The 25132-nt window shown below is 65.6% G+C and carries 20 protein-coding genes; 5 read left to right on the top strand and 15 right to left on the bottom strand.

Features of this window, described 5'->3' with window-relative positions; translation table 11 throughout:
• Positions 1 to 120: 120 nt before the first annotated feature.
• The 5 genes from lexA to CRO39_RS13860 form a co-directional block, all read right to left on the bottom strand.
• Entirely contained in the window at positions 121 to 756 is a 636-nt protein-coding gene (lexA, locus tag CRO39_RS13840; RefSeq protein WP_097122533.1) for a transcriptional repressor LexA, read from the bottom strand.
• Between the two features lie 50 nt (positions 757 to 806).
• Positions 807 to 1304, bottom strand: a complete 498-nt coding sequence (locus CRO39_RS13845) for a CinA family protein (protein ID WP_097122534.1) — start codon at positions 1302 to 1304, stop codon at positions 807 to 809.
• Positions 1305 to 1437: 133 nt separating this feature from the next.
• Positions 1438 to 4047 (bottom strand): TonB-dependent receptor, encoded by a 2610-nt coding sequence (locus CRO39_RS13850; RefSeq protein WP_244904262.1) that lies wholly within the window; start codon positions 4045 to 4047, stop codon positions 1438 to 1440.
• A 256-nt stretch (positions 4048 to 4303) separates the two neighbouring features.
• Positions 4304 to 5347 (bottom strand): alcohol dehydrogenase AdhP, encoded by a 1044-nt coding sequence (gene adhP, locus CRO39_RS13855; protein ID WP_097122536.1) that lies wholly within the window; start codon positions 5345 to 5347, stop codon positions 4304 to 4306.
• A gap of 103 nt (positions 5348 to 5450) precedes the next feature.
• Positions 5451 to 7130: an ABC1 kinase family protein gene (locus CRO39_RS13860; protein WP_097122591.1), complete on the bottom strand. Its 1680-nt coding sequence runs from the start codon at positions 7128 to 7130 to the stop codon at positions 5451 to 5453.
• Between the two features lie 153 nt (positions 7131 to 7283).
• Here CRO39_RS13860 and mutS point away from each other — a divergent pair, with 153 nt between their 5' ends.
• The 3 genes from mutS to katG all read left to right on the top strand — a co-directional run bounded on the left by mutS (position 7284) and on the right by katG (position 12732).
• Entirely contained in the window at positions 7284 to 9908 is a 2625-nt protein-coding gene (gene mutS / locus CRO39_RS13865) for a DNA mismatch repair protein MutS (RefSeq protein ID WP_176520207.1), read from the top strand.
• Positions 9909 to 10230: 322 nt separating this feature from the next.
• The gene (locus tag CRO39_RS20965; protein ID WP_162125701.1) at positions 10231 to 10395 is read left to right on the top strand and encodes a hypothetical protein; all 165 of its coding nucleotides are present in this window, start codon (positions 10231 to 10233) and stop codon (positions 10393 to 10395) included.
• An 84-nt stretch (positions 10396 to 10479) separates the two neighbouring features.
• Complete coding sequence (gene katG / locus CRO39_RS13870) at positions 10480 to 12732, top strand: catalase/peroxidase HPI (protein ID WP_097122537.1); 2253 nt, start codon at positions 10480 to 10482, stop codon at positions 12730 to 12732.
• A gap of 302 nt (positions 12733 to 13034) precedes the next feature.
• Here katG and CRO39_RS13875 read toward each other — a convergent pair whose 3' ends face one another.
• The 7 genes from CRO39_RS13875 to ffh form a co-directional block, all read right to left on the bottom strand.
• Entirely contained in the window at positions 13035 to 13442 is a 408-nt protein-coding gene (locus CRO39_RS13875) for an RNA-binding S4 domain-containing protein (RefSeq protein ID WP_097122538.1), read from the bottom strand.
• 116 nt (positions 13443 to 13558) lie between these two features.
• Positions 13559 to 13969 (bottom strand): 50S ribosomal protein L19, encoded by a 411-nt coding sequence (gene rplS, locus CRO39_RS13880; protein ID WP_097122539.1) that lies wholly within the window; start codon positions 13967 to 13969, stop codon positions 13559 to 13561.
• 122 nt (positions 13970 to 14091) lie between these two features.
• Positions 14092 to 14865: a tRNA (guanosine(37)-N1)-methyltransferase TrmD gene (gene trmD / locus CRO39_RS13885; RefSeq protein WP_097122540.1), complete on the bottom strand. Its 774-nt coding sequence runs from the start codon at positions 14863 to 14865 to the stop codon at positions 14092 to 14094.
• A 118-nt stretch (positions 14866 to 14983) separates the two neighbouring features.
• Entirely contained in the window at positions 14984 to 15511 is a 528-nt protein-coding gene (rimM, locus tag CRO39_RS13890) for a ribosome maturation factor RimM (protein WP_097122541.1), read from the bottom strand.
• Positions 15512 to 15551: 40 nt separating this feature from the next.
• Complete coding sequence (rpsP, locus tag CRO39_RS13895; RefSeq protein ID WP_097122542.1) at positions 15552 to 15809, bottom strand: 30S ribosomal protein S16; 258 nt, start codon at positions 15807 to 15809, stop codon at positions 15552 to 15554.
• A gap of 200 nt (positions 15810 to 16009) precedes the next feature.
• Positions 16010 to 16807 carry an aminotransferase class IV family protein gene (locus CRO39_RS13900; RefSeq protein ID WP_097122593.1) on the bottom strand — a complete coding sequence of 266 codons (798 nt, stop codon included), beginning with the start codon at positions 16805 to 16807 and terminating at the stop codon, positions 16010 to 16012.
• Between the two features lie 105 nt (positions 16808 to 16912).
• Complete coding sequence (ffh, locus tag CRO39_RS13905) at positions 16913 to 18283, bottom strand: signal recognition particle protein (RefSeq protein ID WP_097122543.1); 1371 nt, start codon at positions 18281 to 18283, stop codon at positions 16913 to 16915.
• A gap of 161 nt (positions 18284 to 18444) precedes the next feature.
• On the opposite strand from ffh, the gene CRO39_RS13910 reads away from it, so the two are divergent.
• On the top strand, positions 18445 to 19236 hold the full coding sequence (locus CRO39_RS13910) for a cytochrome C assembly family protein (RefSeq protein WP_097122544.1): 792 nt from the start codon (positions 18445 to 18447) through the stop codon (positions 19234 to 19236).
• A 54-nt stretch (positions 19237 to 19290) separates the two neighbouring features.
• Here CRO39_RS13910 and CRO39_RS13915 read toward each other — a convergent pair whose 3' ends face one another.
• The 3 genes from CRO39_RS13915 to CRO39_RS13925 form a co-directional block, all read right to left on the bottom strand.
• Positions 19291 to 19905 (bottom strand): hypothetical protein, encoded by a 615-nt coding sequence (locus CRO39_RS13915; RefSeq protein ID WP_141400802.1) that lies wholly within the window; start codon positions 19903 to 19905, stop codon positions 19291 to 19293.
• A gap of 152 nt (positions 19906 to 20057) precedes the next feature.
• Positions 20058 to 21434 (bottom strand): DNA repair protein RadA, encoded by a 1377-nt coding sequence (gene radA, locus CRO39_RS13920; protein WP_097122546.1) that lies wholly within the window; start codon positions 21432 to 21434, stop codon positions 20058 to 20060.
• 169 nt (positions 21435 to 21603) lie between these two features.
• Positions 21604 to 24120 (bottom strand): Tle-like phospholipase domain-containing protein, encoded by a 2517-nt coding sequence (locus CRO39_RS13925; RefSeq protein ID WP_097122547.1) that lies wholly within the window; start codon positions 24118 to 24120, stop codon positions 21604 to 21606.
• A gap of 174 nt (positions 24121 to 24294) precedes the next feature.
• Here CRO39_RS13925 and CRO39_RS13930 point away from each other — a divergent pair, with 174 nt between their 5' ends.
• On the top strand, positions 24295 to 25128 hold the full coding sequence (locus CRO39_RS13930; RefSeq protein WP_097122594.1) for an ankyrin repeat domain-containing protein: 834 nt from the start codon (positions 24295 to 24297) through the stop codon (positions 25126 to 25128).
• Positions 25129 to 25132: the final 4 nt, after the last annotated feature.

Raw genomic sequence — 25132 nt, forward strand, 5'->3', positions numbered from 1 at the left:
TGGCGGCCGTGACGGGAATTATCGCCGCCGCTGCCGGCGATGCCTTCGGTAAAACCCGCGGCGCGGAGTCGGAATTTGCCGCGCCGCCTTGCCGGAATATTCCCGCAGGCCGGTACGGACTCATCGGTTGGGCCTCACCAGTCCGCAGTAAAGCCCTTCGATGGCGAAGTCCTGATCCGGCAGCACTTCGATAGGCGCGTAGTCGGGATTGCGTGGCAGCAGACGGATGCGGTCCTTTCCGATCTTCAACAGCTTGACGGTGATTTCATCGTCGATGCGGGCGACCACGATCTGGCCGGAACGCGCGTCGCCGGTGCGATGCACGCCGATCAGATCGCCATCGAAGATGCCTTCGTCGCGCATCGAATCGCCCTTGACCCTGAGCAGGTAATCCGGCGCTGGCGCGAAGAAGGCGCGGTCGAGCATGACGTAGTCGTGGTGGTCGGCGTCGGCGCCGATAGGTGCGCCGGCTGCGACCCGCCCCAGAATCGGCAGGCGCAGCGCGGTGTCGTCGTGCGATACGGCCGGAGCCGCCGCCGGCGCGGCCGGATGCACCAGCCGGATGCCGCGCGCCTGTCCCGGCACGCGGCGGATCGCCCCGGCTTGCTCCAGCGCTTCCAGGTGGTACTGGGCGGCGCGGATGCCTTTGAAACCGAAGGCGCGGGCGATTTCGGTCTGCGACGGCGGCGCGCCTTCGCTGTCGATCCGCTCGGCGATCAGCGCCAGGATGGCTTGCTGGGTTTCGGTCAGGTCCATGGTTAGTAGTAATACTACTAACAAAAACAGGATGCAAGCCTTTTCTTCCGCTAGCGCGCGATCGCCTCCACGCCCTGCAGCGCCGCTTCCACCGTTTGCCGGCGCACCGCGTCGCGGTCGCCCTGGAAGTGGAAGACTTCGGCGCGGGCATAGCCGCCGCGGCGCTTCCAGCCGACCCAGACGGTACCGACCGGCTTGTCGGCGCTGCCGCCGCCAGGCCCGGCGATGCCGGTCACCGCCACCGCGACGCTGGCCCCGGAATTGACCAGCGCCCCGGAGACCATCTCGATCACCGTCTCGCGGCTGACCGCGCCGTGGATTTCCAGCGTATGCGGTTGCACGCCCAGCAGCGCCTGCTTGGCCTCGTAGCTGTAGGCGGCCATGCCGCAGTCGAACCATTCCGACGAGCCGGCGATGTCGGTGACCGCCTTGGCGATCCAGCCGCCGGTACAGCTTTCGGCAGTGACCAGGCGGTCGCGGGAGGCAAGCAGGCGCGCGCCCAACCGTTCGGCCAGTTGGCGAAGGCGCAGATCGTCAGGGACGGACATCGGCAGGATACTTGGGGGGAAGTCAGCGCTTCTTGTAGCCGAAATTCCATCCGCTGTCTGCCCTGGCCGCCCAATGCAGCGGCCCGCCGGATGGCGGGCCGCTGTTGCGACGCGATGCCGTCGGCAGATGCCGTCAGTAACGGACGCGCAAGGTCATCCCGTAGGTCCGCGGAGCGCCCAGGAACGCGTTGTAGGTATTCAACGGGTCACCGGGCTGCGGGCTGCCGACCGCCTGCAGCGGCGCGTCGAAACCGACCTGCACGTAGTCCTTGTCGAAGATGTTCAGACCCCACAACTCCAGCATCCAGCGGCCGTCCTGCGCACCCAGGCCGATGCGCGCGTTGACCACGGTGAAGGCATCCTGCGTCTTTTCGACGTCCAGGTCCGAGCCGGTGTTGAACTCGGACATGTACTTGGCGCCGATATTGAAGCGGCCAAGCAGATTGCCGAAGTCGCGTTCGTAGGTCACCGACGCGGTACCCGACCACTCCGGCGCGAAGCTGATCTGGCTGCCGGGCAGCTTGTACAGCGGACCGCCGGGGGCGACGAACTCGGACGTCGGCATCTCGTCGCCGTACTTGGTGTCGGCATACATCAGGCCGCCCTGCAGCATCAGCCCGCGCATCGGCTGCCAGATGATTTCGGTATCCACGCCCTGCGACACCACCTCGGGAATCGAGCGCACCACGAAGCTGGTGCCCAGGAAACTGTTGAGCTGGAAGTCGTCGTAGGTCTGGTGGAACAAGGTGGCATTCAGCAGCAGGTTGCCGTCGCGCCAGGTGGTCTTGGCGCCCAGCTCGTAGCTGTCGACGAACTCGCCCGGGAACGAGGTGTCGTCGACCGGCACGATGCCTGCACTGCCGCTGGACAGGCCGTTGGAGGATTGCACGCGGTCCAGGTTGAAGCCGCCGCCCTTGTAGCCGCGCGCGGCCGAAGCGTAGGTCATCACATGCTCGTTCCAGCGGTACGCCGCCTTCAGCGTGCCGGACCATTCCTTCTCTTCCATTTCCTGCCGGGTCGAACGGCCGTTATGCAGCGCATTGGCCCACGGCAGGCACATGAAGCCGGCGATCTGCGGCGCCAGCGCGCCGAACAGCGCCGCCTGCTGCTGCGGCGTCAGCGCGCCCAGAGGCACCCCTCGCCCTGCTAGCGCTCCCGCCAGCCGCGCGAAGCGGTTGGGATTGGCGGCGCTGGCGTCCTGCAGCATGGTGGCGCAGGCGGCGCTGCCGTTGGGGTTGCTGTACAGCGAGCTCAGCTCCTTCTTTTCGCGGGTGTAGCGCAGGCCCAGGGTCAGGTCCAGGCTGTCGGTAGCGTGCCAGGTGTTGTTGGTGAACAACGCCGCGCTCTTGGCGTTCTGCTGGTAGCGGTCCATCGCGCCGAAGCCGGCGAACGGCTGACCGGTGATCTCGCGGAAGAAGTTCTGCGGATTGGCCGTATTGATCGGCAATCCCATCGCCGCGATCGCCGGCGCCACCTGGCCGAACACCAGCGTGGACACATAGGGCTCGTAATGCGGGCCGATCTGGTAGGACTCGTTGCGCTTCAAGTCCTCATCGGAATAGAACATGCCGACCATCCAGTCGACGCGGTCGGTGGCGCCGGTCAGGCGGAATTCCTGGGTGAAGGTTTCGAACGCGGTCAGCGACTGATCCTCGTCGGCGTTGCGATACAGGATATCGGCGCCGCTGAAATCGAAATCCAGACCGTTGATGGCCTGCCAGTCGCGGAAGGCGGTAATCGAGGTCAAGGTGGCGCCGTTGAACCACGGCGTATCCCAATTGACCTCGGCGGAAATGCCCTTGTCCTTGATGTCCTGGGTGGTATCGCGGTTGCTGTAGGCCACGCGCGCAAACGGGTCGCCCGGCTTCGGGAACGGCGGAGTCTGCAACGGCAGCCCGGTACCGCCGGTCAGTCCGTTGATCACCAGCGAGGTCTGGCCGATGGTGGTCTGCACGGCGGCGCAGCAGTTCTCTTCGCGGCTGGTGTAGTCGGCGATGAAGTTGATGTCCAGGTTGTCGGTGGGCTCGAACAGCAGCTGCGCACGCAACGAGTGGAAGTTCTGGTCGTTGTCCTCATTCAAGGTGCGCGGACCGTTGCCGGTGCGCACATCCATGAACCCGTCGCGCTTGCGCTTGGCCGCATAGATGCGGAACGCGGCGTTGTCGCTGAGGGCGTCGTTGTAGGCGCCGGAAACGCCCAGGGCGCCGTAGTTGCCCACCGTGATCTCGCCTTCGGCACTCTGCGTGTAGCTGGGGCGGCGGGTGATGACGTTGATGACGCCGGCGGAGGTGTTCTTGCCGAACACGGTGCCCTGCGGACCTTTCAGCACCTCGATGCGCTCGATTTCGCCGAGATCGCCAAAGCCAACGCCGTTGCGCGGACGGTAGACGCCGTCGATCACCACGCCCACCGACGATTCCAGGCCGGCGTTGTCGCCGACCGTGCCGATGCCGCGGATGCGGGCGGTGGTCTGCACCTCGCTCTGCGTGCTGGTCACGGTCAGACCCGGCACCAGCACCTGCAGATCCTTGACGTCGCGCACGCCGGTATCCTGCAGCAGCTGTTCGGGCAGCGCAGTGACCGAGATCGGCACGTTCTGCATCTGTTCTTCGCGCTTCTGCGCGGTCACCGTCATGGTGGCCAGCGTGGTGGGCTCGTCCTCGGGCGGGGCCGATGGACTGGCCTGTTGCGCGCGTGCGGCGGGTATTGCGCACAAGGCAGCAAGAACTGCCAATGCGAGCACTGTGTGCTGTGGCTTTACGACGACCATGTTCTCCCCTCCCAGGGTCATGACGGACGGTGGTAGATGCGGATCAGATACGGCGGATAGCGGTTTCTCCGGAATCGGGACCTGCGCAGTGTTCCCCCTGCGTTGCAGCGAAACTAACACTGGTTTCACGGATCGGCATTTTGCAGTGCGTCGATACGCCCAATGCCCTCCCGGGATGGGATCCGCCGGCAGGCCGGGCCGAACGGAATCCCGATTACTCATGCATCGGCTATGCGGCGCCCGTCCGGGGCTCGAAGTCCAGGACCACCCGCCCCTCGATTTTCCCTTCGCGCATGCGTTCGAACACGTCGTTGATGTCTTCCAGCGGCGCCGTCGACACCGTGGCATGCACCTGGCCGCGGGCAGCGAACGCCAGCGACTCCTGCAGATCCAGGCGGCTGCCGACGATCGAACCGCGCACGGTGATGCCATTGAGCACCGTATCGAAAATCGATAACGGGAAGTCGCCCGGCGGCAGGCCAACCAGGGCGACGGTGCCGCCGCGCCGCAGCATCCCCTGCGCCTGCGCAAAGGCCCTCGGCGAGACCGCGGTGACCAGGGCGGCGTGCGCGCCGCCGATGTGCTGCTTCAGGAACGCCGCCGGATCGGTGTTGCGCGCGTTGACGGTCAGCGCCGCGCCCAGCCGCTGCGCCAGCGCCAGCTTGGCATCGTCCACATCCACCGCGACCACGTTCAGGCCCATGGCCCGCGCGTACTGCACGGCCATGTGGCCCAGTCCGCCAATGCCGGAAATCGCCACCCAGTCGCCAGGGCGGGCTTCGGTGACTTTCAGCCCCTTGTAGACGGTCACTCCGGCGCACAGCACCGGCGCGATTTCGACGAAGCCCACGTTGTCCGGCAGCAGGCCGACATAATCGGCGTCGGCCAGCGCGTATTCGGCGAAACCGCCGTTGACCGAATAGCCGCTGTTCTGCTGGCTCTCGCACAGCGTTTCCCAGCCGCCCAGGCAGTGTTCGCAGTGCCCGCAGGCCGAATACAGCCATGGAATGCCGACCCGGTCGCCCTCACGGACATGGTCCACGCCCGCCCCCACCGCCACCACATGCCCCACGCCCTCATGGCCCGGGATGAAAGGCGGGTTCGGTTTGACCGGCCAGTCGCCTTCCACCGCGTGCAGATCGGTGTGGCAGACGCCGCAGGCGGCGATCCTGACCAGGATCTGGCCCGGCCCGACCTGCGGGACGGGAACCTCTTCGATCGTCAGCGGCTGGCCGAAGGTACGGAGGACGGCGGCTTTCATGGTCTTGCTCATGGGGTTCTCCAGTTGGCAGGAACAGGCTGCAAGCGGCATGTTCCCGCGGGCTGGCGCCGCCGGCATTGACCGGGATCAAGCCCGCAGCGGCGGCATGCGGAAGCTATTTGCGGCCGCTGCGCCAGATCGAAATCAGAATCCCCACCCCACCCAGCGCCGCGCCAATGAAGCCCAGCACGCCCAGGGTCGGCCAGCCCCTCCCGCCGCCACTGCTGCCGGCATGCATCACGATGGACGAGCCGATGATCAGCGCCGCAGTCACCACCCCCAGGGTCAACCGGTTGGCGGCGTGATTGACCTGATCGCCGAACGGCTTCAGCGTGGGCACGTCGATTTCCATGTGCAGCTTGCCGCGGCGCGCGTTGCGCAGCAGCTGTCCCAGGTCCTTGGGCAGGCGCATCAGCAGATCCGTGGCGCTGCCCAGCGCACGCCAGCCGCGCCGGATCATGACCCCGGGGGAGTGCCGCCGCAGCAGGGTCGTCTCCAGGAACGGTCGCGCCTCGGCGGCCATGTCGAAATCCGGGTCCAGTTGCCTGCCCAGGCCCTCCAGGGTGACGAAGGTCTTGATCATCAGCGCCAGATCCGGCGGCAGGGCCAGATTGTGATCGCGCAGGATCAGCGTCACGTCCTGCAGCATTGCCCCCAGGCTGAGCTGTTTCAGCGGCACGCCGCGGTACTGGTCCACGAAGGCATCGGTATCGGCCTGCAGGCGCTGTTCGTTGATGTCGGCAGCACCGTCGGTCCAGTCCAGCAACACCTCGATCACCGCATCGGCATCGTGCGCCGCCAGGCCGTGCAGCAATTGCGCGATCTGGAACCGGCGCTGTTCGGACAATCGTCCGATCATGCCGAAGTCGATCAGGCCTATGCGGTTGCCCGGCAGGAAAAAGATATTGCCCGGGTGCGGATCGGCGTGGAAGAAACCGTCCTCCAGCACCATCTTCAGGATGGTTTCGGCGCCGCGCCGCGCCAACAGTTTGCGGTCCAGCCCGGCAGCGTCGGCCACGTCCAGATCGCAGGCTGAAATGCCGTCGACGAACGCCTGCACATTGAGCCGCTCGCCGGTCCATTGCCAATAAACGCCGGGGATGACGATTTCAGGGCGGTCCACGAAATTCTGCGCGATGCGCTCGGCATTGCGGCACTCGGCGGCGAAGTCCAGTTCGCGCCGCAGCGACAGGGTGAACTGGTGCACCACTTCGCGCGGCCGGTAGCGCTGCAGGTCGGGCGCCTGCGCTTCGACGATTTCCGCCATGCGCGACAGCAGGCGCAGATCCGCTTCGATGATCTTGCGGATGCCCGGCCGCCGCACCTTCAGGATCACCGCCGTGCCGTCGGCCAGCCACGCCCGGTGCGCCTGCGCCAACGACGCCGCCGCCAGCGGCACCTGGTCGATGCGGGCGAACACGTTCTCCGGTTCCTCGCCCAGGTCCTCGCACAGTTGCGGGTGGATCTGCGCGTAGTCCAGCGCCGGCGCGGCGTTCTGCAGCTTGCCGAACTCGAGTATCCATTCCGGCGGAAACAGATCCACGCGGGTGGCCAGCACCTGCCCCAGTTTGACGAAGGTCGGCCCCAGATCCTCCATGGCGCGCCGCACCCGGGTAGGCGCATCCAGCGTCGACAGTTCCTCGATGGTCTGCCAGTGCAGCACCTGCCCGGCCTTCTCCAGCGCGCCGGACATGCCGACCCGATGCACCAGATCGCCAAAGCCGTAGCGGATCAGGATGGAGGCGATCTGATGGACGCGTCCGAGATCGCGGATGGCGCCAAGGGTTTCCCACAACATGATCGGTATCCGCTCCAGTCAGGCCGCTCTGCCGTTGGCAGGCAACGGTGCAAGCCTACACCAGGGCGCGTCGTCCGTCGGGTCGCCTTCCCGAAGCGGCATCCGCTGCCGCTTTCCGGCACAATGCCGCAAGCGCAGACGTACGGTTCTATGAGCACCGAGAAGACACCCGAGCACACCCCGCTGATGAAGCAATTCTTCAGCGCCAAGTCCGAATACCCCGACCTGCTGCTGTTCTTTCGCATGGGCGACTTCTACGAGTTGTTCTACGACGACGCGCGCAAGGCGGCAAGGCTGCTGGACATCACCCTGACCCAGCGCGGCAGTTCGGGCGGCGCGCCGATTCCGATGGCTGGCGTGCCGGTGCATGCCTACGAAGGCTACCTGGCGCGGCTGGTCGCGATGGGCGAATCGGTCGCCGTATGCGAGCAGATCGGCGACCCGGCGCTGGCCAAAGGCCTGGTCGAGCGCAAGGTGGTGCGGGTGGTCACCCCCGGCACGGTGACCGACGAGGCGCTGCTCAACGAGCGCCGCGACACCTTGCTGATGGCGGTGGCGCGCAAAGGTTCGGCTTCCAGGGGCTGGCGCTACGGACTGGCGTGGGCGGATCTGGCCGGCGGGCGCTTCCTGGTCAACGAAGTCGACAGCGACGACGCGCTGGAGGCCGAGCTGTCGCGGCTGGAACCGGCCGAACTGCTGCTGCCGGACGAGGACGGCTGGCCGCCGTTCCTGCAGCAGCGCAATAGCATCCGCCGGCGCGCACCATGGCTGTTCGATGCCGACAGCGGCCGCCGCCAGTTGCTGCAGTTCTTCGCTCTGCGCGATCTGTCCGGCTTCGGCATCGACGGCGGCGCATTCGGTAAAAGCGGACTGGCGATCGCCGCCGCCGGCGCGCTGCTGGGCTATGTCGAGGAAACCCAGAAGCAGCGCCTGCCGCACCTGACCGCCATCGTGGTCGAATCGGCCAGCGACGCCATCGCGATGAACGCGGCCACCCGCCGCCATCTGGAACTGGACACGCGCATCGATGGCGACGCCGGGAATACCCTGCTTGGCGTGCTCGATTCCACCATCACTCCGATGGGCGGACGCCTGCTGCGGCGCTGGCTGCACCGGCCGCTGCGCGACCGCAATGCGCTCGGCCAGCGCCACCAGGCGGTGGCCACGCTGCTGGAGCAAGGCGCCGACGCCGGACTGCGCGAGCGTTTCCGCGCATTGGGCGATCTGGAGCGCATTCTGACCCGGGTGGCATTGCGCTCGGCGCGGCCGCGCGACCTGTCGACGCTGCGCGACGGTCTTGCCCTGCTGCCCGACCTCCGCACGCTGCTGGCGCCGCTGGACTCGCCGCGCCTGCAGGCGCTGGCCAAGGACCTGGGCGAACACGCCGAAACCGCGCACCTGCTGGCATCGGCGGTGGCCGAACAACCGCCGTTGAAACTCAGCGACGGCGGCGTGATCGCCGCCGACTATGATGCCGAACTGGATGAATTGCGGCAGCTCAGCAGCAATGCCGACCGCTTCCTGCTGGATCTGGAAGTCCGCGAACGCGAGAGCAGCGGCATACCGACACTGAAGGTCGGCTACAACCGCGTGCACGGTTACTACATCGAGATCAGCAAGGGCCAGGCCGGCCGCGCGCCGGTCCACTACACCCGCCGGCAAACCCTGACCAACGCCGAGCGCTACATCACCGAGGAACTGAAAAGCTTCGAGGACAAGGTGCTGTCGGCGCGCGAGCGCGCACTTTCGCGGGAAAAGCTGCTGTACGAAGGATTGCTGGATGAACTCAACGCCAACCTGGAGCCGCTGAAACGCTGTGCCGCCGCGCTCAGCGAACTGGACGTACTGGCCGGTTTTGCCGAACGCGCGCAGGCGCTGGACTGGTCGGCGCCGGAACTGCGCGACGAACCCGGCTTGCATATCCAGCGCGGCCGCCATCCGGTGGTCGAGGCGGTCCGCAAGGAACCGTTCGAACCCAACGATCTGGTGCTTGGCGGACACGATGGCGACGCAGAACGACCGCGCATGCTGGTCATTACCGGCCCCAACATGGGCGGCAAGAGCACCTACATGCGCCAGAACGCGCTGATCGTGCTGCTGGCGCACATCGGCAGCTTCGTGCCGGCGGCGCGCGCGGTCATCGGCCCGATCGATCGCATCCTGACCCGCATCGGCGCCGGCGACGATCTGGCGCGCGGCCAATCCACCTTCATGGTCGAAATGGCCGAGACCAGCTACATCCTGCATCACGCCACCGCGCAATCGCTGGTGCTGATGGACGAAATCGGCCGCGGCACCTCCACCTACGACGGCCTGGCGCTGGCCGATGCGGTGGCGCGCCATCTGGCCGCGGTCAACCGCTGCTACACCCTGTTCGCGACGCATTACTTCGAACTGACCGCGCTGTCCGAGCCAGGCAGCGGCATCGCCAACGTGCACCTGGATGCGGTTGAGCATGGCGATACGCTGGTGTTCATGCACGCAGTCAAAGAAGGCGCCGCAGACCGCAGTTTCGGCCTGCAGGTGGCGGCATTGGCCGGCCTGCCGAAAACCACGCTGCAGCAGGCACGGCGGCGGCTGGCCGAACTGGAACAGCGCGGCCGCGAAACCCACGCCGCCGGAATGTCGCCGCAGTCGCTGGACCAGCCGCAGCAGATCGGCCTGTTCGCGCCGGCGCCTTCGGCCGCGCAGGAAGCGCTGGCCGCACTGGATCCGGACGAACTGACGCCCAAGCAGGCGCTGGAAGCGCTGTACCGGCTCAAATCCCTGCTTTAGCAGGTTGCTGATAAGGCACATCCTGTACGTGTTTTCCGCGGCGATGGCGGCGGCCACGGCATCGGCATCGGTATCGGTATCGGCGTTGGCGTTGGCGTTGGCGTTGGCGACGATGAAATGCTGGACAAGCACGCCGGTACCACACTGGCGTAACGGGCCTGGCGTATCTTTGCCGCAGCCTCACCCTCCTCCGGGATGATGGTGATGGCTGCCATCGAGTCGATAGACACTTGCTATCGAAGCATTCGCTACAAACGATTTTCATAAATCGTTGGCCGCACCTAGTCTGCTCACTGTTCACTGCGAAGAGGATGAGCCAGCCATGAGCAAGCCCATCAAGCATCATCCCGAACCCTCCGAACCGCCGCAGACCGCCGCTTCAGGCGCCTCGCCTGCGGACACGCCGCGTACGCCCGCCCGTGTGCCCGCCGCGGCACCGATGCTGGCGCGCCACCCATCCGCACCGCGGTCCCGGCACCTGGCCTAGCGGCCATCGAGAACGCTCATTCATCAGTAACCGGCCCCCAGACTGGACCGATCGTCGGCTGCAACCCACCAAAGGAAGAAAACAATGTCATCAGAAGCAAAGTGCCCGTTCAATCACGCTGCCGGCGGCGGCACGTCCAACCGCGACTGGTGGCCGAAGCAGCTGCGGGTGGATCTGCTGCATCAGCATTCCTCCAAATCCGACCCGATGGGCCGGGACTTCGACTATGCGAAGGAGTTCAAAAGCCTGGACTTCGCGGCGCTCAAGCAGGATCTGGCCGCGCTGATGACCGATTCGCAGGACTGGTGGCCGGCGGACTTCGGCCATTACGGGCCGCTGTTCATCCGCATGGCCTGGCACAGCGCCGGCACCTACCGCATCGGCGATGGCCGCGGCGGCGGCGGCCGCGGCCAGCAGCGCTTCGCCCCGCTCAACAGCTGGCCGGACAACGTCAGCCTGGACAAGGCGCGGCGGCTGCTGTGGCCGATCAAACAGAAATACGGCCGCAGGATTTCCTGGGCCGATCTGATGATCCTCGCCGGCAACGTCGCCCTGGAAACGATGGGCTTCAAGACCTTCGGCTTCGGCGGCGGCCGCGAAGACGTGTGGGAACCGGACATGGATGTGTACTGGGGCAGCGAGACCACCTGGCTGGGCGGCGACATCCGTTACGCCCACGGCTCGGAGGGCGTGGAGAAACCCGGCGATGAAGGCGTGCTGGTGTCCGACGACGATGCCGATGGGGACATGCACACGCGCAGGTTGGAGAACCCGCTGGCCGCCGTGCAGATGGGCCTGATCTACGTCAACCCGGAAGGCCCGGACGGAAACCCCGACCCGATCGCCGCGGCCCACGACATCCGCGAGACCTTCGCGCGCATGGCAATGGACGACGAGGAAACCGTTGCGTTGATCGCCGGCGGCCATACCTTCGGCAAGACCCATGGCGCCGGCCCGGCCGACAACGTCGGCGCCGAGCCGGAGGCGGCCGAACTGGAACAGCAGGGCCTGGGCTGGGCGAATAGCTTCGGCAGCGGCAAGGGTGCCGATACCATCACCAGCGGCCTGGAGGTCACCTGGACCACCACGCCGACCAAATGGAGCAACAACTTCTTCTGGAACCTGTTCGGCTACGAGTACGAATTGTCGAAGAGTCCCGCCGGCGCGCACCAATGGGTAGCCAAGGGCGCGGGAGCGACGATCCCGCATGCGCACGACCCATCGAAGAAGCTCGTACCGACGATGCTCACCACCGACCTGTCGCTGCGATTCGATCCGATCTACGAGAAGATCTCGCGGCGTTTCATGGAGAATCCCGAGCAGTTTGCCGACGCGTTCGCCCGCGCCTGGTTCAAACTGACCCACCGCGACATGGGGCCGCGTACGCGCTACCTCGGCCCGGAAGTGCCTGCCGAAGAACTCATCTGGCAGGACCCGGTTCCCGCAGTCGATCACCCACTGATCGACGAACAGGACATTGCCGCCCTCAAGGACAGGATTCTGGCCTCGGGCCTGTCCGTATCCGAACTGGCGTCCACCGCGTGGGCCTCGGCCTCGACGTTCCGCAGCGGCGACAAGCGCGGCGGCGCCAACGGTGCGCGCATCCGCCTTGCCCCGCAGAAGGATTGGCCGGTCAACCAGCCCGAGCGGCTTGCGAAAGTGCTGGAAACGCTTGAATCCATCCGCAACGAGTTCAACAACGCGCAATCCGGCGGCAAGAAGGTCTCGTTGGCCGACCTGATCGTGCTGGGTGGATGCGCAGGCATTGAACGTGCGGCGAACAACGCCGGTCACCCGGTCACGGTTCCGTTCTCGCCGGGACGTACGGACGCTACCCAGGAGCAGACCGATGTGGACTCGTTTGCCCCGCTGGAACCTGTCGCGGACGGTTTCCGCAACTACCTGAAGGGCAGGTTCGCGGTACCTGCCGAGGCGCTGCTGATCGACAAGGCGCAGCTGCTGACGCTGACCGCGCCGGAAATGACGGTGCTGGTCGGCGGCATGCGGGTGCTCGATACCAACGTCGGCCAGACCCGGCATGGCGTGTTCACCCAACGGCCGGAGACGCTGAGCAACGACTTCTTCGTCAACCTGCTCGACATGGGAACGGAGTGGAGGGCCGCCACGGACAGCCGGGACGTGTTCGAAGGGCATGACCGCACCAGCGGCGAACGGAAATGGACCGGCAGCCGCGTGGATCTAATCTTTGGTTCGCACTCCCAGCTGCGGGCTCTGGCCGAAGTCTATGCAAGCGCGGACGCGCAGGAGAAGTTCATCCAGGACTTCGTGGCGGCATGGACCAAGGTGATGAACCTCGACCGTTTCGATCTTGCCTGATTTCCCGGCGCGAAGCGGGCAGCAAAGCCGCTATCGCCATGGGAACGTCCAGCACGGGCCAATGCGAGCGCCGCATACCTCCCCAGGTGTGCGGCGCTTTCACTGGCGCGGCCGCATCCCGGTGGCTTCCAACCGCCGGGCGGCTGGTCAAGCCGGGATCCCCTTTTCTTCAACTACCAGGCAGCCATATGGCTTCCGGCGAAAGCCGGAATGACGGCTTGTTCAGCCTTGCGTTGAAGCGCTTGCCGCAGCGGGTGGTCGATTGGCGCGGACCTCGGCTTCGCCAATCAGGGCAAGACGGTTCATAGCGCGTCGATGTCGCCCAATGCGCGGATCAGCCGGCGCGCGCGTTTGTCCGGCTTGGAAAGCGGCGCCTGGTAACCGGTGCGTTCGGCGCGCCGCTGCGCGATGGCCGCTTCGCGCGCAGCGCGCGAGGTTTCCGTCTCCAGGTAGAGCTTCTGCGCCTGCGCCGCCGGGCCGCGCTGTTCGCTCAGCGCCAGCACCTGGATTTGGAAACGTTCCTCTCCGCGGACGATGTTCAGCACATCGCCGATACGGACCGCGCGCGAGGGTTTGGCGCGCTGTCCGCCGATTTCGATCTTGCCGGTTTCCACCGCCTGCTTGCCCAGGCTGCGCGTCTTGAAGAAGCGCGCCGCCCAAAGCCAGATGTCCAGTCGTACTTGTGCGGTTGCCGGTTCTTTGGTGTTCACGGGTATCGCCTGAATTCTTCTTGGGCTCTGGTTGCTGCCGGACCTTGCCGCGGCGCTGGCGCAAACGCAAACGGCCGCCCGAAGGCGGCCGTTGCGATGCTGCGGATGCGCCGGAATTATTCGGCGGCGGCGGCAGCGGCCAGACGCGCCTTCTTGGCAGCGGCATTGGCGGCCAGGTCTTCCTTGATGCGGGCGGCCTTGCCTTCCAGATCGCGCAGGTAGTACAGCTTGCCGGCGCGGACCTTGCCGCGGCGCTTCACTTCGACCGAATCGATGGTGGCGCTGTGGGTCTGGAACACGCGCTCAACGCCGTAGCCGTGCGAAATCTTGCGCACGGTGAAGGCCGAGTTGAGGCCGGCATTCTTCTTGCCGATGACCACGCCTTCATACGCCTGCACGCGCTCGCGGTTGCCTTCCTTGACCTTGACGTTGACGACGACGGTGTCGCCAGGGCCGAACGCAGGCAGTTCGCGCTGGATCTGGGCGGCTTCGAATTCCGCGACGATGGATTTGTTGAGACTGCTCATGGTGGCACCGTATGTATGGGCGTGGGTGTGTCGTTCGACAACAGAAACTGATGCAGTCGCCGGATTGCGCTGCACGATATTGTTATGGGGTACCCCGGCCATAGGCCTGGGAGCCGGGTATCTTACTGATTTTTATCGCCGCTGGCTAGCGTGGCGTGCCGCCATTGCTGCCGGAACTCCTCCAGCAGAGCCCGGTCGGCCTTGGACAGGGCCGCCTCGTCCAGCAGGTCCGGGCGCCGCAGCCAGGTCCGGCCCAGCGCCTGCTGGCGGCGCCAGCGGGCGATGGCGGCATGATCGCCTGAACGCAGCACCGCCGGCACCTCGCCCAGCGCGTGGCTGGCCGGATGGGTGTAATGCGGGCAGTCCAGCAGGCCATCGCCTTCGAAGCTGTCCTGAACGGCTGATTCGGCGTCGTTCAGGGCGCCCTCCTGCAACCGTGCCACCGCGTCGATGACCACGGCCGCAGCCAGTTCGCCGCCGGACAGCACGTAGTCGCCGATGGAGATTTCCTCGTCGACCTCGGCGGCCAGCAAGCGCTCGTCGACGCCTTCGTAACGGCCGCACAGCAGGATCAGCCGCGGCAGCGCCGCCAGTTCCCGCACTTTGGCCTGGGTCAACGGCCGCCCCTGCGGACTCAGGTAGATGACCGGCGCCGGCGCTTCATCGGCCGCACGCGCCGCCGACAGGCAGGCCTGCAGCGGCTCGATCATCATCACCATGCCGGGCCCGCCGCCGAACGGGCGGTCGTCCACCCGCCGGTAGCCGCCTGCGGCGTAGTCGCGGGGGTTCCAGCCGTGCGTGCTCAGCAGGCCGCGCTCCTGCGCGCGCCCGACCACGCCAACGCCCGCGCATTGCGCAATGAACTCGGGAAACAGGCTGACGATATCGATGCGCATGGGGCAAGGGATGGGAAACGAAAATGAGGAGTGAGGAACGAGGGAAAGCGTAAGGCAAAAGCACGGGAGCGGACGCGTGCGTCCGCGACACGCGTTTCTCACTCCTCTTCACTCGCTTCTAGAACTCCGGATCCCAGTCCACGGTGACGACGCCGGCGTCGAAATCCACCGACTTGACGAAATCGGGTTCGACGAACGGAATCAGCCGTTCGCGTTCGCCGCTGGCCACCAGCACATCGTTGGCGCCGGTCGAAAACAGGTGCGATACCCGGCCGAAATCGACGCCTTCGGCATTGACCACGCGCAGGCCTTCCAAGTCCACCCAGTAGAACTCGCCCGGCCTGGGCGGCGGCAGCGCCGAACGCGGCACCAGGATCTCGGTCCCGCGCAGTGCCTCGACCGCATCGCGATCCTCCACGCCCGGGAATGTCGCCACCAGATGCTTGCCGGAGGGCTTGCCGCGGGCGCCGGCGAACTCGCGTTCAACACCGGCGGCATTGCGCAGGATCCACGGCTGGTAGCGGAAAATCGCCTCGCGCGGCTCGGTCCACGACTCGATCTTGATCTGGCCGCGCACGCCAAAAGCGCCCACTATCCGCCCCAGCAGAATGGTTTTCCGCTGGTCCGGGGGGCGCTGGGTATCCATGAAAGGGCTGTGGCCGCGCGTTCGGGCGCGGCCGCCGCGATCAGGCCGCGGCCTTGACCTTGGCCGCTTCCTTGTACAGGCTGCGGACCTTCTCGGTCATCTGGGCGCCATGGCCGACCCAATGGTCGACGCGGGCGATGTCCAGCTCGACGCGCTTTTCGTTACCGGCGGCGACCGGGTTGTAGTAGCCCACACGCTCGATGTTGCGGCCGTCGCGCGCGCTGCGCACGTCGGTGACGATGATGTGGTAGAACGGGCGCTTCTTGGCGCCGCCACGGGTAAGGCGAATCTTGACCATTGCGTTGTTTTCCAGTGTTGCCCAGTCGCCAGAATGGCGCGGTAAGCCGACAATTGTAAGCCATTGAAAGCTTGAAGGAAACCCAGGCGGCACCGGCCCGTGGGAGCGACGTGAGTCGCGATGGGGCTTCACCGGGAAGCCGTCGCGGCTTGACCAGCCATTTGGCTGTTGAGAGCCATCGCTCCTACAGCGGCGGCGGCCTAAACCGGCTGCCAGGGTTGCTGCGCCAGAGCCGCCGCCAACCGCTCCATCAGCGCCTGGTCCTGGGCCAGGGCCAGGCCGTCGATACCCAGCACCGGCTGTACGCCACTGGCGTTGGCGGCGAAGGCGGCCCGGAAGCCCCCCGCCTCGGCCAGGCCGACCGGCCGTCGCAGCTGGGCGACCCCAAGCTGCTCCAGCCCGGCCTGCAGCAATTGTTCGGTCACCCCGCGCAACGCCGGGGCCTGTGGCCAGACCACCCGCTCGCCATCCCAGAAGCCGATGTTCCAGATCGAGCCTTCGGCAATGCTCCCGTCGGCGGCGACGAACAGCGCATCGTCGAAACCGTCCCGCAGCGCCAGCCGGCGGTAATGGAACAGCGGAAAGGTCCCTACATGCTTGATGTGCGGCAGCGGGCGGACAAACGGGTACGACTTCGCCTTCAGCGGCGGCTTGGCGGACGGTGCCGGCGGCGACAGCGAAACCAGCAGGTCCGGGACGAAAGAACCATCCGGATGGCGGTAATCGAAACCGCGGGCGAATACGGTGAGCCGCAGCGAACAGTCTTCGGCGCCGCCGGCTTCCAGCGCGTTGCGCAGTTCGGCCAGGATGCGCCCGGCCGCCAGTTCGGCATCGAACAGCTCGCGGGTGGCGTTCTGCAACCGGCGCAGATGCAGATCCAGCCCCTGCACCGCGCGGCCACGCACCTGCATCGAGCTGAAATGGCCGTAGTTGGTCAGCGCCAGCGCGCGCAGATCGTCGGCGCTGGCCGCTTGGCCGTTGAGAAATGCGCTGGACATGTTCTCCATCCCCTATGGTAGGAGCGACGTCAGTCGCGATGCGGCTTCAACTGGGAGACGAAAGAAAGCATCGCGACTGACGTCGCTCCTACGGGAAGGCTATGCTCAGCGGAACGGCATGCCACCGCGTGCGCCCATCATGCCTTTCATGCCGCGCATCAGGCCCTTCATGCCGCCGCCGGCCAGCTTGCCCATCATTTTTTCCATCTGCTGGTACTGCTTCATCAGCTTGTTGACGTCGGCCGGGGTGGTGCCGGAACCGCGGGCGATGCGGGCGCGGCGCGAGCCGTTGAGCAACGCCGGATTGCGGCGCTCCTTCTTGGTCATCGAATTGATGATGGCAACCATCCGCGGCACTTCCTTGCCCTGCTGCACCTGCTGCTTCACATGCTCGGGGATCTGGCCCATGCCGGGCAGCTTGTCCATCAGCCCGCTCAGGCCGCCCATGTTCTGCATCTGTTCCAGCTGATCCTTCATGTCGTTCAGATCGAACTTCTTGCCCTTGGCGACCTTGGCGGCCAGCTTGGCGGCCTTTTCCTGATCGACGTTCTGTTCGACCTGCTCCACCAGCGACAGCACGTCGCCCATGTCGAGAATGCGGTTGGCCACGCGCTCGGGATGGAATACGTCCAGGCCGTCGGGCTTTTCGCCGACGCCGATGAACTTGATCGGCTTGCCGGTGATGTAACGCACGCTCAGCGCCGCGCCGCCGCGGGCATCGCCGTCGGTCTTGGTCAGCACTACACCGGTCAGCGGCAGCGCTTCGTTGAACGCCTTGGCGGTGTTGGCCGCGTCCTGGCCGGTCATCGAATCGACCACGAACAGCGTTTCGACCGGCTTGACCGCCGCGTGCAGGGCCTTGATCTCGGCCATCATGGCCTCGTCGATCGCCAGGCGGCCGGCGGTATCGACAATCAGCACGTCGGCAAAGGATTTCCTGGCATCGTCGATGGCGGCTCGGACGATGGCCTCGGGCTTCTGCCCGGCGTCGGATGGAAAGAACAGCACGTCGACCTGCTGGGCCAGCGTCTTCAACTGCTCGATGGCGGCCGGGCGGTAGACGTCGGCACTGACCACCATGACCTTCTTCTTGCGCTTTTCCTTCAGGTGCTTGGCCAGCTTGGCGACCGTGGTGGTCTTGCCGGCGCCCTGCAGGCCGGCCATCAGAATCACCGCCGGCGCCGGAACATTGAGGTTCAGGTCGGTGGCGGCCGAGCCCATCACCGCGGTCAACTCGTCGCGGACGATCTTGATCAGGGCCTGGCCCGGGGTCAGGCTCTTCAGCACTTCCTGGCCCACCGCGCGCACCTTGATGCGTTCGATCAGCGCCTGCACCACCGGCAGCGCCACGTCAGCCTCCAACAGGGCGATGCGCACCTCGCGGGTGGCCTCGCGGATGTTCTCCTCGCTCAGGCGGCCACGGCCGCGCAGCCGCTCGATGGTGCCGGAAAGTCGCTGGGTCAGGGATTCGAACATGGCAGGCTGCAGACGGAAGACATAACGGAGGCCGATTATAGCCCGGCAGCACGCCGCCCCTCCGCAGCCGAAGCGCAGCGCCAGGTCGGTTCGGTGGCGGAACGCGGCCTGGATGCCGGGCGCACTGCAAAAAGCACCGGCCCGTGTGCGACACTCTTCCGATGACAATCGTTCTCATCGCCGTTGCGCTTTACCTGCTCGCCACCGCCCTGCTGGTGCGCGCAGTCGCCCAGGACAAGCTGGAATCGCTGGGGAAATGGTTCTGGCCCGCTCTGGGCGCGCTGCTGTTGCATGGGGGCTATCACCTGCTGGTGGCATGGCGCACGCCGGGCGGCCCGGACATGCACTTTTTTGCCGCCTTGTCGCTGGTCAGCCTGGGTATGGCCGCAATGACCGCACTGGCCGGCGCGCAAGGGCGAATGGCCGCGCTGGGCGTGTTTGCGTTCCCGCTGGCGGCGGCGTTGCTGTTTACCTACCACGCCAATGGCCACCTGCCGGCCTCGGGACTGGACTGGCGATTGCAACTGCATGCCTGGACCGCCCTGCTGGCCTACGCAACACTGGCCATCGCCGCCCTGCTGGCGCTGATGCTATGGGCGCAGGAACGGGCGCTGCGGCGCCGCGAATTCCATGCCTGGCTGCGCGCGCTGCCGCCGCTGACCGAGCTGGAAGATCTGCTGTTCCGCACCATCACCGTCGGCTTCATCCTGCTGACCGCAACGCTGTTGACCGGCGTGTTGTTCGTCGAGGACTTCCTGCGGCAGGGACTGACGCACAAGACCGTACTCAGCGTGCTGTCGTGGCTGGCCTTCGGCGCCTTGCTGTTCGGCCGCTGGCGTTACGGCTGGCGCGGCGGCAAGGCGGTACGCTGGACGCTTTCGGCGATGGCGCTGCTGCTGCTGGCCTTCTTCGGCAGCAAGTTCGTCTATGAAGTGGTGCTGCAGCGTGGATGAGCCTGCAGTCGCAAGGCTCGAGGGCACCCGCGAAGGCCGCCCTCTGCATGGCAGTCAGTCAGTGCGATTCAATACCACTTCCGGCAAGCGCATCGCCGCAATCTCGGCAATGTCGCGCGCGCGGATATCCTTCAGTTGATTCTTCAGGAAATCCACAATGGCCTCGTGGCCATAGGCGCGGCGGCTGATCGCCAGCAGCAGGACGCCGTCGCCATAGGCGCTGTAGCGGTAGGCGTTCCATTCCAGGATGTCTTGGCCGTCGGCGCCAGGCGCAGACAGCAGGAAGTCGAGTATCTGTTCGTTTCCAGACTCGCTGCTCAGCAGTTCGTAATTGACCACCGGATCGGTTTTCTTGCGCTCGGCCAGCGACTGGACCATGAAGATAGCCTTCTCCGCCGGCCCCAGCCCGTCGAATGACACATCCAGCATCAACATGCTTCGGTAACGCTCCAGCGTATCGCCTGCCTGCAGGTACTCCTGCTTGTACAGCTGCGGCGAAGGATGACTGGACCACACCAGGTGATAACGCTCACCGGAAAACTGCAATGGTCCGGGAACAGAGAGGTATTCGTTGACCGACTGCGCATGCGCGTTGATGGACGTCGCCAGCAGCAGGAACATCCATGCCAGCATCGCGCCACGCGATAAAAGACTGCAAAATCCGTTCACAGTTGCCTCCTTGGCAATAAGACGCGTTGTAATGCGGTACCTGCGTGGTCCGCATTGCCATGCTAGCGCATCATCGGTCGCCTTTCATCCTGCCGCCTGTCCGCCGGCACCAGTGAATATCTCGGTCAATCCGCCGCCTTCGCTTAACCAGCTCAGTCGACGGCCTCCAGCGCTTGCGCCAGGCGCTCCACCGCAATCACTTCCATGCCTTTGAATGCGCCGGTCTTTGGCGCGTTGGCCTTGGGGACGATGGCGCGCTTGAAACCGTGCGTAGCCGCTTCGCGCAGGCGTTCTTCGCCATTGGGCACGGGACGGATTTCGCCGGACAGGCCGACCTCGCCAAACGCCACGGTCTTGTCCGCCAGCGGCTTGTCGCGCAATGACGACAGCACCGCCAACAGCACCGGCAGGTCCGCCGCGGTTTCCTGCACCCGGATGCCGCCGACCACGTTGACGAATACGTCCTGATCGCCGACCACGATGCCGCCGTGCCGGTGCAGCACCGCCAGCAGCATGGCCAGGCGGTTCTGTTCCAGGCCCACCGCCACCCGGCGCGGATTGGACAGCGGCGAGGAATCCACCAGCGCCTGCACCTCCACCATCAGCGGGCGCGTGCCTTCGCGGGTGACCAGCACGCAGCTGCCCGGTTGCTGCGTGCTACCGCCGGACAGGAAGATGGCCGATGGGTTGGGCACTTCCTTCAGGCCCTTCTCGCCCATCGCGAACACGCCCAGTTCGTTGACCGCGCCGAAGCGGTTCTTGAACGCACGCAGCACACGGAAACGGCTGCCGCTTTCGCCTTCGAAATACAGCACCGCATCGACCATGTGCTCGAGCACGCGCGGGCCGGCGATGCCGCCTTCCTTGGTGACGTGGCCGACCAGGAAGACCGCGGTTCCGGTTTCCTTGGCATAGCGCACCAGCCGCGCCGCGCTCTCGCGCACCTGGCTGACCGAACCGGGCGCGGCCGTCAGCGATTCGGTCCACAGGGTTTGCACCGAGTCGGCGACGATCAGCCTGGGACGCGCTGCGATGGCATGGTCGAGAATCTTTTCGATGCCGGTTTCGGCCAGCGCCTTCAAGTCGTCCAGCGGCAGCCCCAGACGCACCGCGCGCCCGGCCACCTGCGCCAGCGATTCCTCACCGGTCACGTACAGTGCGGGAAAACTCGCCGACATCGCCGCCAAGGCCTGCAACAGCAGCGTCGACTTGCCGATGCCCGGATCGCCGCCGACCAGCACCACCGCACCTTCCACCAGACCGCCGCCCAGCACACGATCGAATTCGCCGATGCCGGTGCTGACGCGCGCCTCTTCGCTATGGCGTACATCCTTCAGCGCGGTGATTTTCGGCGCATCCGCCTTGCCGGCCCAGCCGGACCGGCGCGCGGCCGCCGGCGCGCTGCCGGCCGCTTCCAGCACGATTTCCGACAGCGAGTTCCAGGCTCCGCATTCGCCACACTGGCCTTGCCATTTGTTGAAGTCCGCGCCGCACTCGCCGCAGACGTAGGCCGTCTTGCTCTTCGCCATGTGGGTTCCGTCGAATCCGAATGCGCACAGGATAGCGGTGTCCTGTCGCGCCGTGCGAGACGCGCACGTCCGGATGAGCGTCGCCGGCACCCGTAAGGCGCCGAGCGCAGGGTAGCGGCAGCGCGATCACGCCTTCTTGCCCGTCTTCCAGGCTGCCCCGCTTCGCCGATCAGGCGAAGCGCAGTGCGCCTCGGCTGGCTGTTTCCTGCTCCTGCTGCTGCGCCACAGCCCGGCTGTGTGCTTGCTCGGCCTGCTGACCATTGATTTCCGCCATCCGCTGCGTGCTTTGCGCCAGCGGCGTATTCAGCCCTTGCACCGTATCCACCGAGGTCCGTTGATGCGCGGGGTCTTCCAGCCGCCCCTGTACGGCGAACGTGCGGCTTGCGTCCTGGCTCATCACCACATGATCGATGCCGGTCATGCCTTCCGTTTTGGCCGCCACCGCCAGATGGCCGCTGAGCTGATCGCTGCGCAGATCGGATACCCGGTTGGCGCGCGCATCCAGTGCACGGATACCGCTGGCCGCGTCTTGGAACAGGCGATAGTCCGGGTGGCCTGGTTGGTTGAGCAGCAGACCGCTTTCTATGGGATGCATTGGGGCGCGCCCGCTCGTACCAGCCGGAATCCGCTGCGCAGGTTCTTCGGCCGGCACACGCTGCAGCCTTTCCTGTCCGGAACGTGAGCGCATCAGCCGCTCGACCGCTTGGTGCTCCAGTTCCATCGTGCGCGCGTCCAGGCTGGGAATGGCGGCACTGGTCATTCCATGACGCAACGTCGCCTCCGAGGCGGCCGCTCCACCCTGGCTGGCTACCGTATAGGTCTTGATGGCGTTGTTGACACTCATCGGCAGGTTGTTGAGATAGGTCGCGTGTACAGCGCCCGCGGTGCCCAATACCGCGCCGCCCGCCGCAAGCGCGGTCGGTGCGCGATCGGTAACGTTGCGAATATTGCGCCCGGCTTCATCGAACGCCAGATCGACCTTGAGCCCGACCTGTTCGCCGGCCCGGCGCAGCCCGGCGCCAGCGGTGTTGGCTGAGTGCTGTATCGCCTGCGATCCTTGTTCGGCAAAGCGGCGGATGCCGTCGGCATCCTGGTGCGCTCCCTGGATGCTCCGCACCGCCTGCTGGCGCCGATCCTCGCAATAGGCTTCGGTCGTCCGTTCATTCTGTTGGATGCGCGCTTCGATTCCCGGGAATACTCGATCGGCAAACGGCAACTGGTTGACCGCTTTCAGCAGCCCATTGGTGGTGGCATTGCGCCACTGCGCATCGACGCATTGCGCCATCGGCATCGCCGCGCCCAGGTAGCCGGTTCCCAAACGTACCTGCGCCACCGCCTCGCCGCCCTGGCGCAACTGCCATCCGCCAATTCGGCCCACCGTCTGCGCGCCAAGTTCAGCGGCCTGGCCGGTTATCCGGCCCGACAACTGGTAGCCATCGCCGATTTTGTCCAAGACGGTTTCGCCCAGTTGACCGCCGGCCGCGATCGCCTGCCCGGCCTGCTTGCCTGCCTGGGCCCCCGCCAACGTGCCGGTCAGCACATTCAGCAATGGCCCGCCATCGCGCGCCACTTCGGTAAGCGCCATTTCCGCAGGACGATCGACCAGATTGCCATCGGCATCGCGCATCTTGGCTGGCAGAGCCGGCTGAACCTGGCCTGCCGCCAACGGCACGTTCCGCAGAATCCGGTTGCCGGAATTTTCCGCCAGATAGTCGATCAGCCCCAGCGCATCCTGCTGCGCGCGTGCGCTATGAGGAAACGATTGCGCAATCAGCCCTTCCATCCGCTCGCGCGCCCCGGGAAGACGGGAAACATCGGCGGCCATATTCGCCACCGCACCCAGCTGCATACGGCGCAAATCTCCCAACTGCCCGACACCGACCTGCACATCGGTCAGTATCTCCCCCTGCACCTGGATTGCAGTGACCGTTTGAGCGGTATCGAACACGCTCAGACCGTTGCGCTCGGCAAAGCGCTGCGCGGTATTCGCGTGCAGGCCAGCGGCATTGATGGTGGTGGCAGGGATACCGGTCACTGCGGATGCGGCCGAGGCCAAGCCTCCGCCTAGCGAATGACCGGCGATTTCGAAACCACCGGGATGATCTCTCTGGAAACGAACCGCCAACGCCATGGCCCGGTTGTAGTAATCGCTTTCCAGGCCTGTGCCTTGCACGCCATTGTTCAGCCAATCTTCGGGCGCCGATTCGCGCAGCACAGGATTTCCCTGTTCGTCACGCGCCATGACCGGCCCATTGGAACCCTTGTAACAGACGACCGGCTTGGCATCTGGACCGAACACCGCCGGATCCGGCAGATAGATTTCGGCGCGGAAATTGGAATCGTCGGGCTGCAGGTATTGCCGGATCTGTTCATCGCTCCAGCCCACGCCAGCCTGCCGCAGCAGTTCAGGGTGTTCGCTTGCGCGCAGCCAGCCCATCTGCAGCGGCGGCTCGTGTGCGGCCGAGCGATAGACATCGTCGGCCAGCCCGGCCATTTCACGCGCATGGTATTGCTGTTCCAACCTATCGGCCTGCGCTGCCAACTCGGGCTCGGGTCCCTCGGCCGACTGCATGCGCAGCTCGGCGATCAGTGCCTGCTGCTGTCGTATCTGCTGGGCTTTCTCTTCCAGCGAACGCGGTTGCTGTGAAGGCAGTTCCGGCTCGACTGTGACGGAGGACGTGGACATGACATGGCTCCTTGCCTTGGGTTGACACGACCGGTAACGCCCGCCAACCTGCCAGCGTTGCCTGCGGTTGTCAACGTAACGGAACCACTACGCACTTTAACAATTGCCCTGGAATGCATGCCCATGTCCCCGCAACGGACGCGATTTTCGCTACTCCCACTTTTGGCCGCGTGCGTGTTGCTGGCCAGCCTCACCGCTTGTTGGGCGCAGCCTTCCAGCGAGAGCGCTGCACCGCGCTTTACCGCCGAACGCCATTTCAAAGGCAAGGCGCTGGAATTGGCCAAGGCGGTCGACCGCAACGACGCGGCCGCCATCCAGCGATTGATCCAACAAGAAGGCGTTGACCCCAACGTCATCTTTACCGAGCAGGCCATGCCGATGGTGGCCTGGCCTATTCTCAACAAGAACCCGACCGGACTGCGGCTGCTGTTGGAAGCCGGCGCCGACCCCAATGCGCGCCGCGTAGATCCCAACCGCACTTCCGGCCAGCAACGCAACAACGCGATGGTGCTGGCTGCTGGCGAACCCGACTCGCGCTATCTGGCGATTTTGCTTGAGCATGGCGGCGATCCCAATACCCACAACTCCAATGGTGAGATGCTGACATATGTCGCGTACCTGAGGGATCAGTGGCAGAACGTGCAACTATTGGTGAAGCACGGAGCCAATATCAACGAGGGGCTCTATTCGCCTGACGACTACAACACTATCGCGAGTTGGTATTCCGGATTGGGCAACTTCGACAAAGTCTATTGGCTGCTCCAGCAGGGTGCGGATCCGACACTGCAGATGCGAGTTCCGGAAGGCCATGTGAACCACGGCCGCATGCCCATTCTAGAAAGCATCTTCTGGCTCCCGGTGCAGCCCCACATGGTCGACTGGCAACGGAAATGCCAGCGATGGGCGATGGACAAAGGCATCGGACGCCCTCCGCTTCCTCAGTACCTCAAGGAAAAACGTGAAAAACTCGGTCTTCCTGGTGAAGAAATGGATGCCCCGCTTCTGTAAGCGG

It is taken from the genome of Pseudoxanthomonas wuyuanensis, from assembly GCF_900215535.1.
Taxonomy (GTDB): domain Bacteria; phylum Pseudomonadota; class Gammaproteobacteria; order Xanthomonadales; family Xanthomonadaceae; genus Pseudoxanthomonas_A; species Pseudoxanthomonas_A wuyuanensis.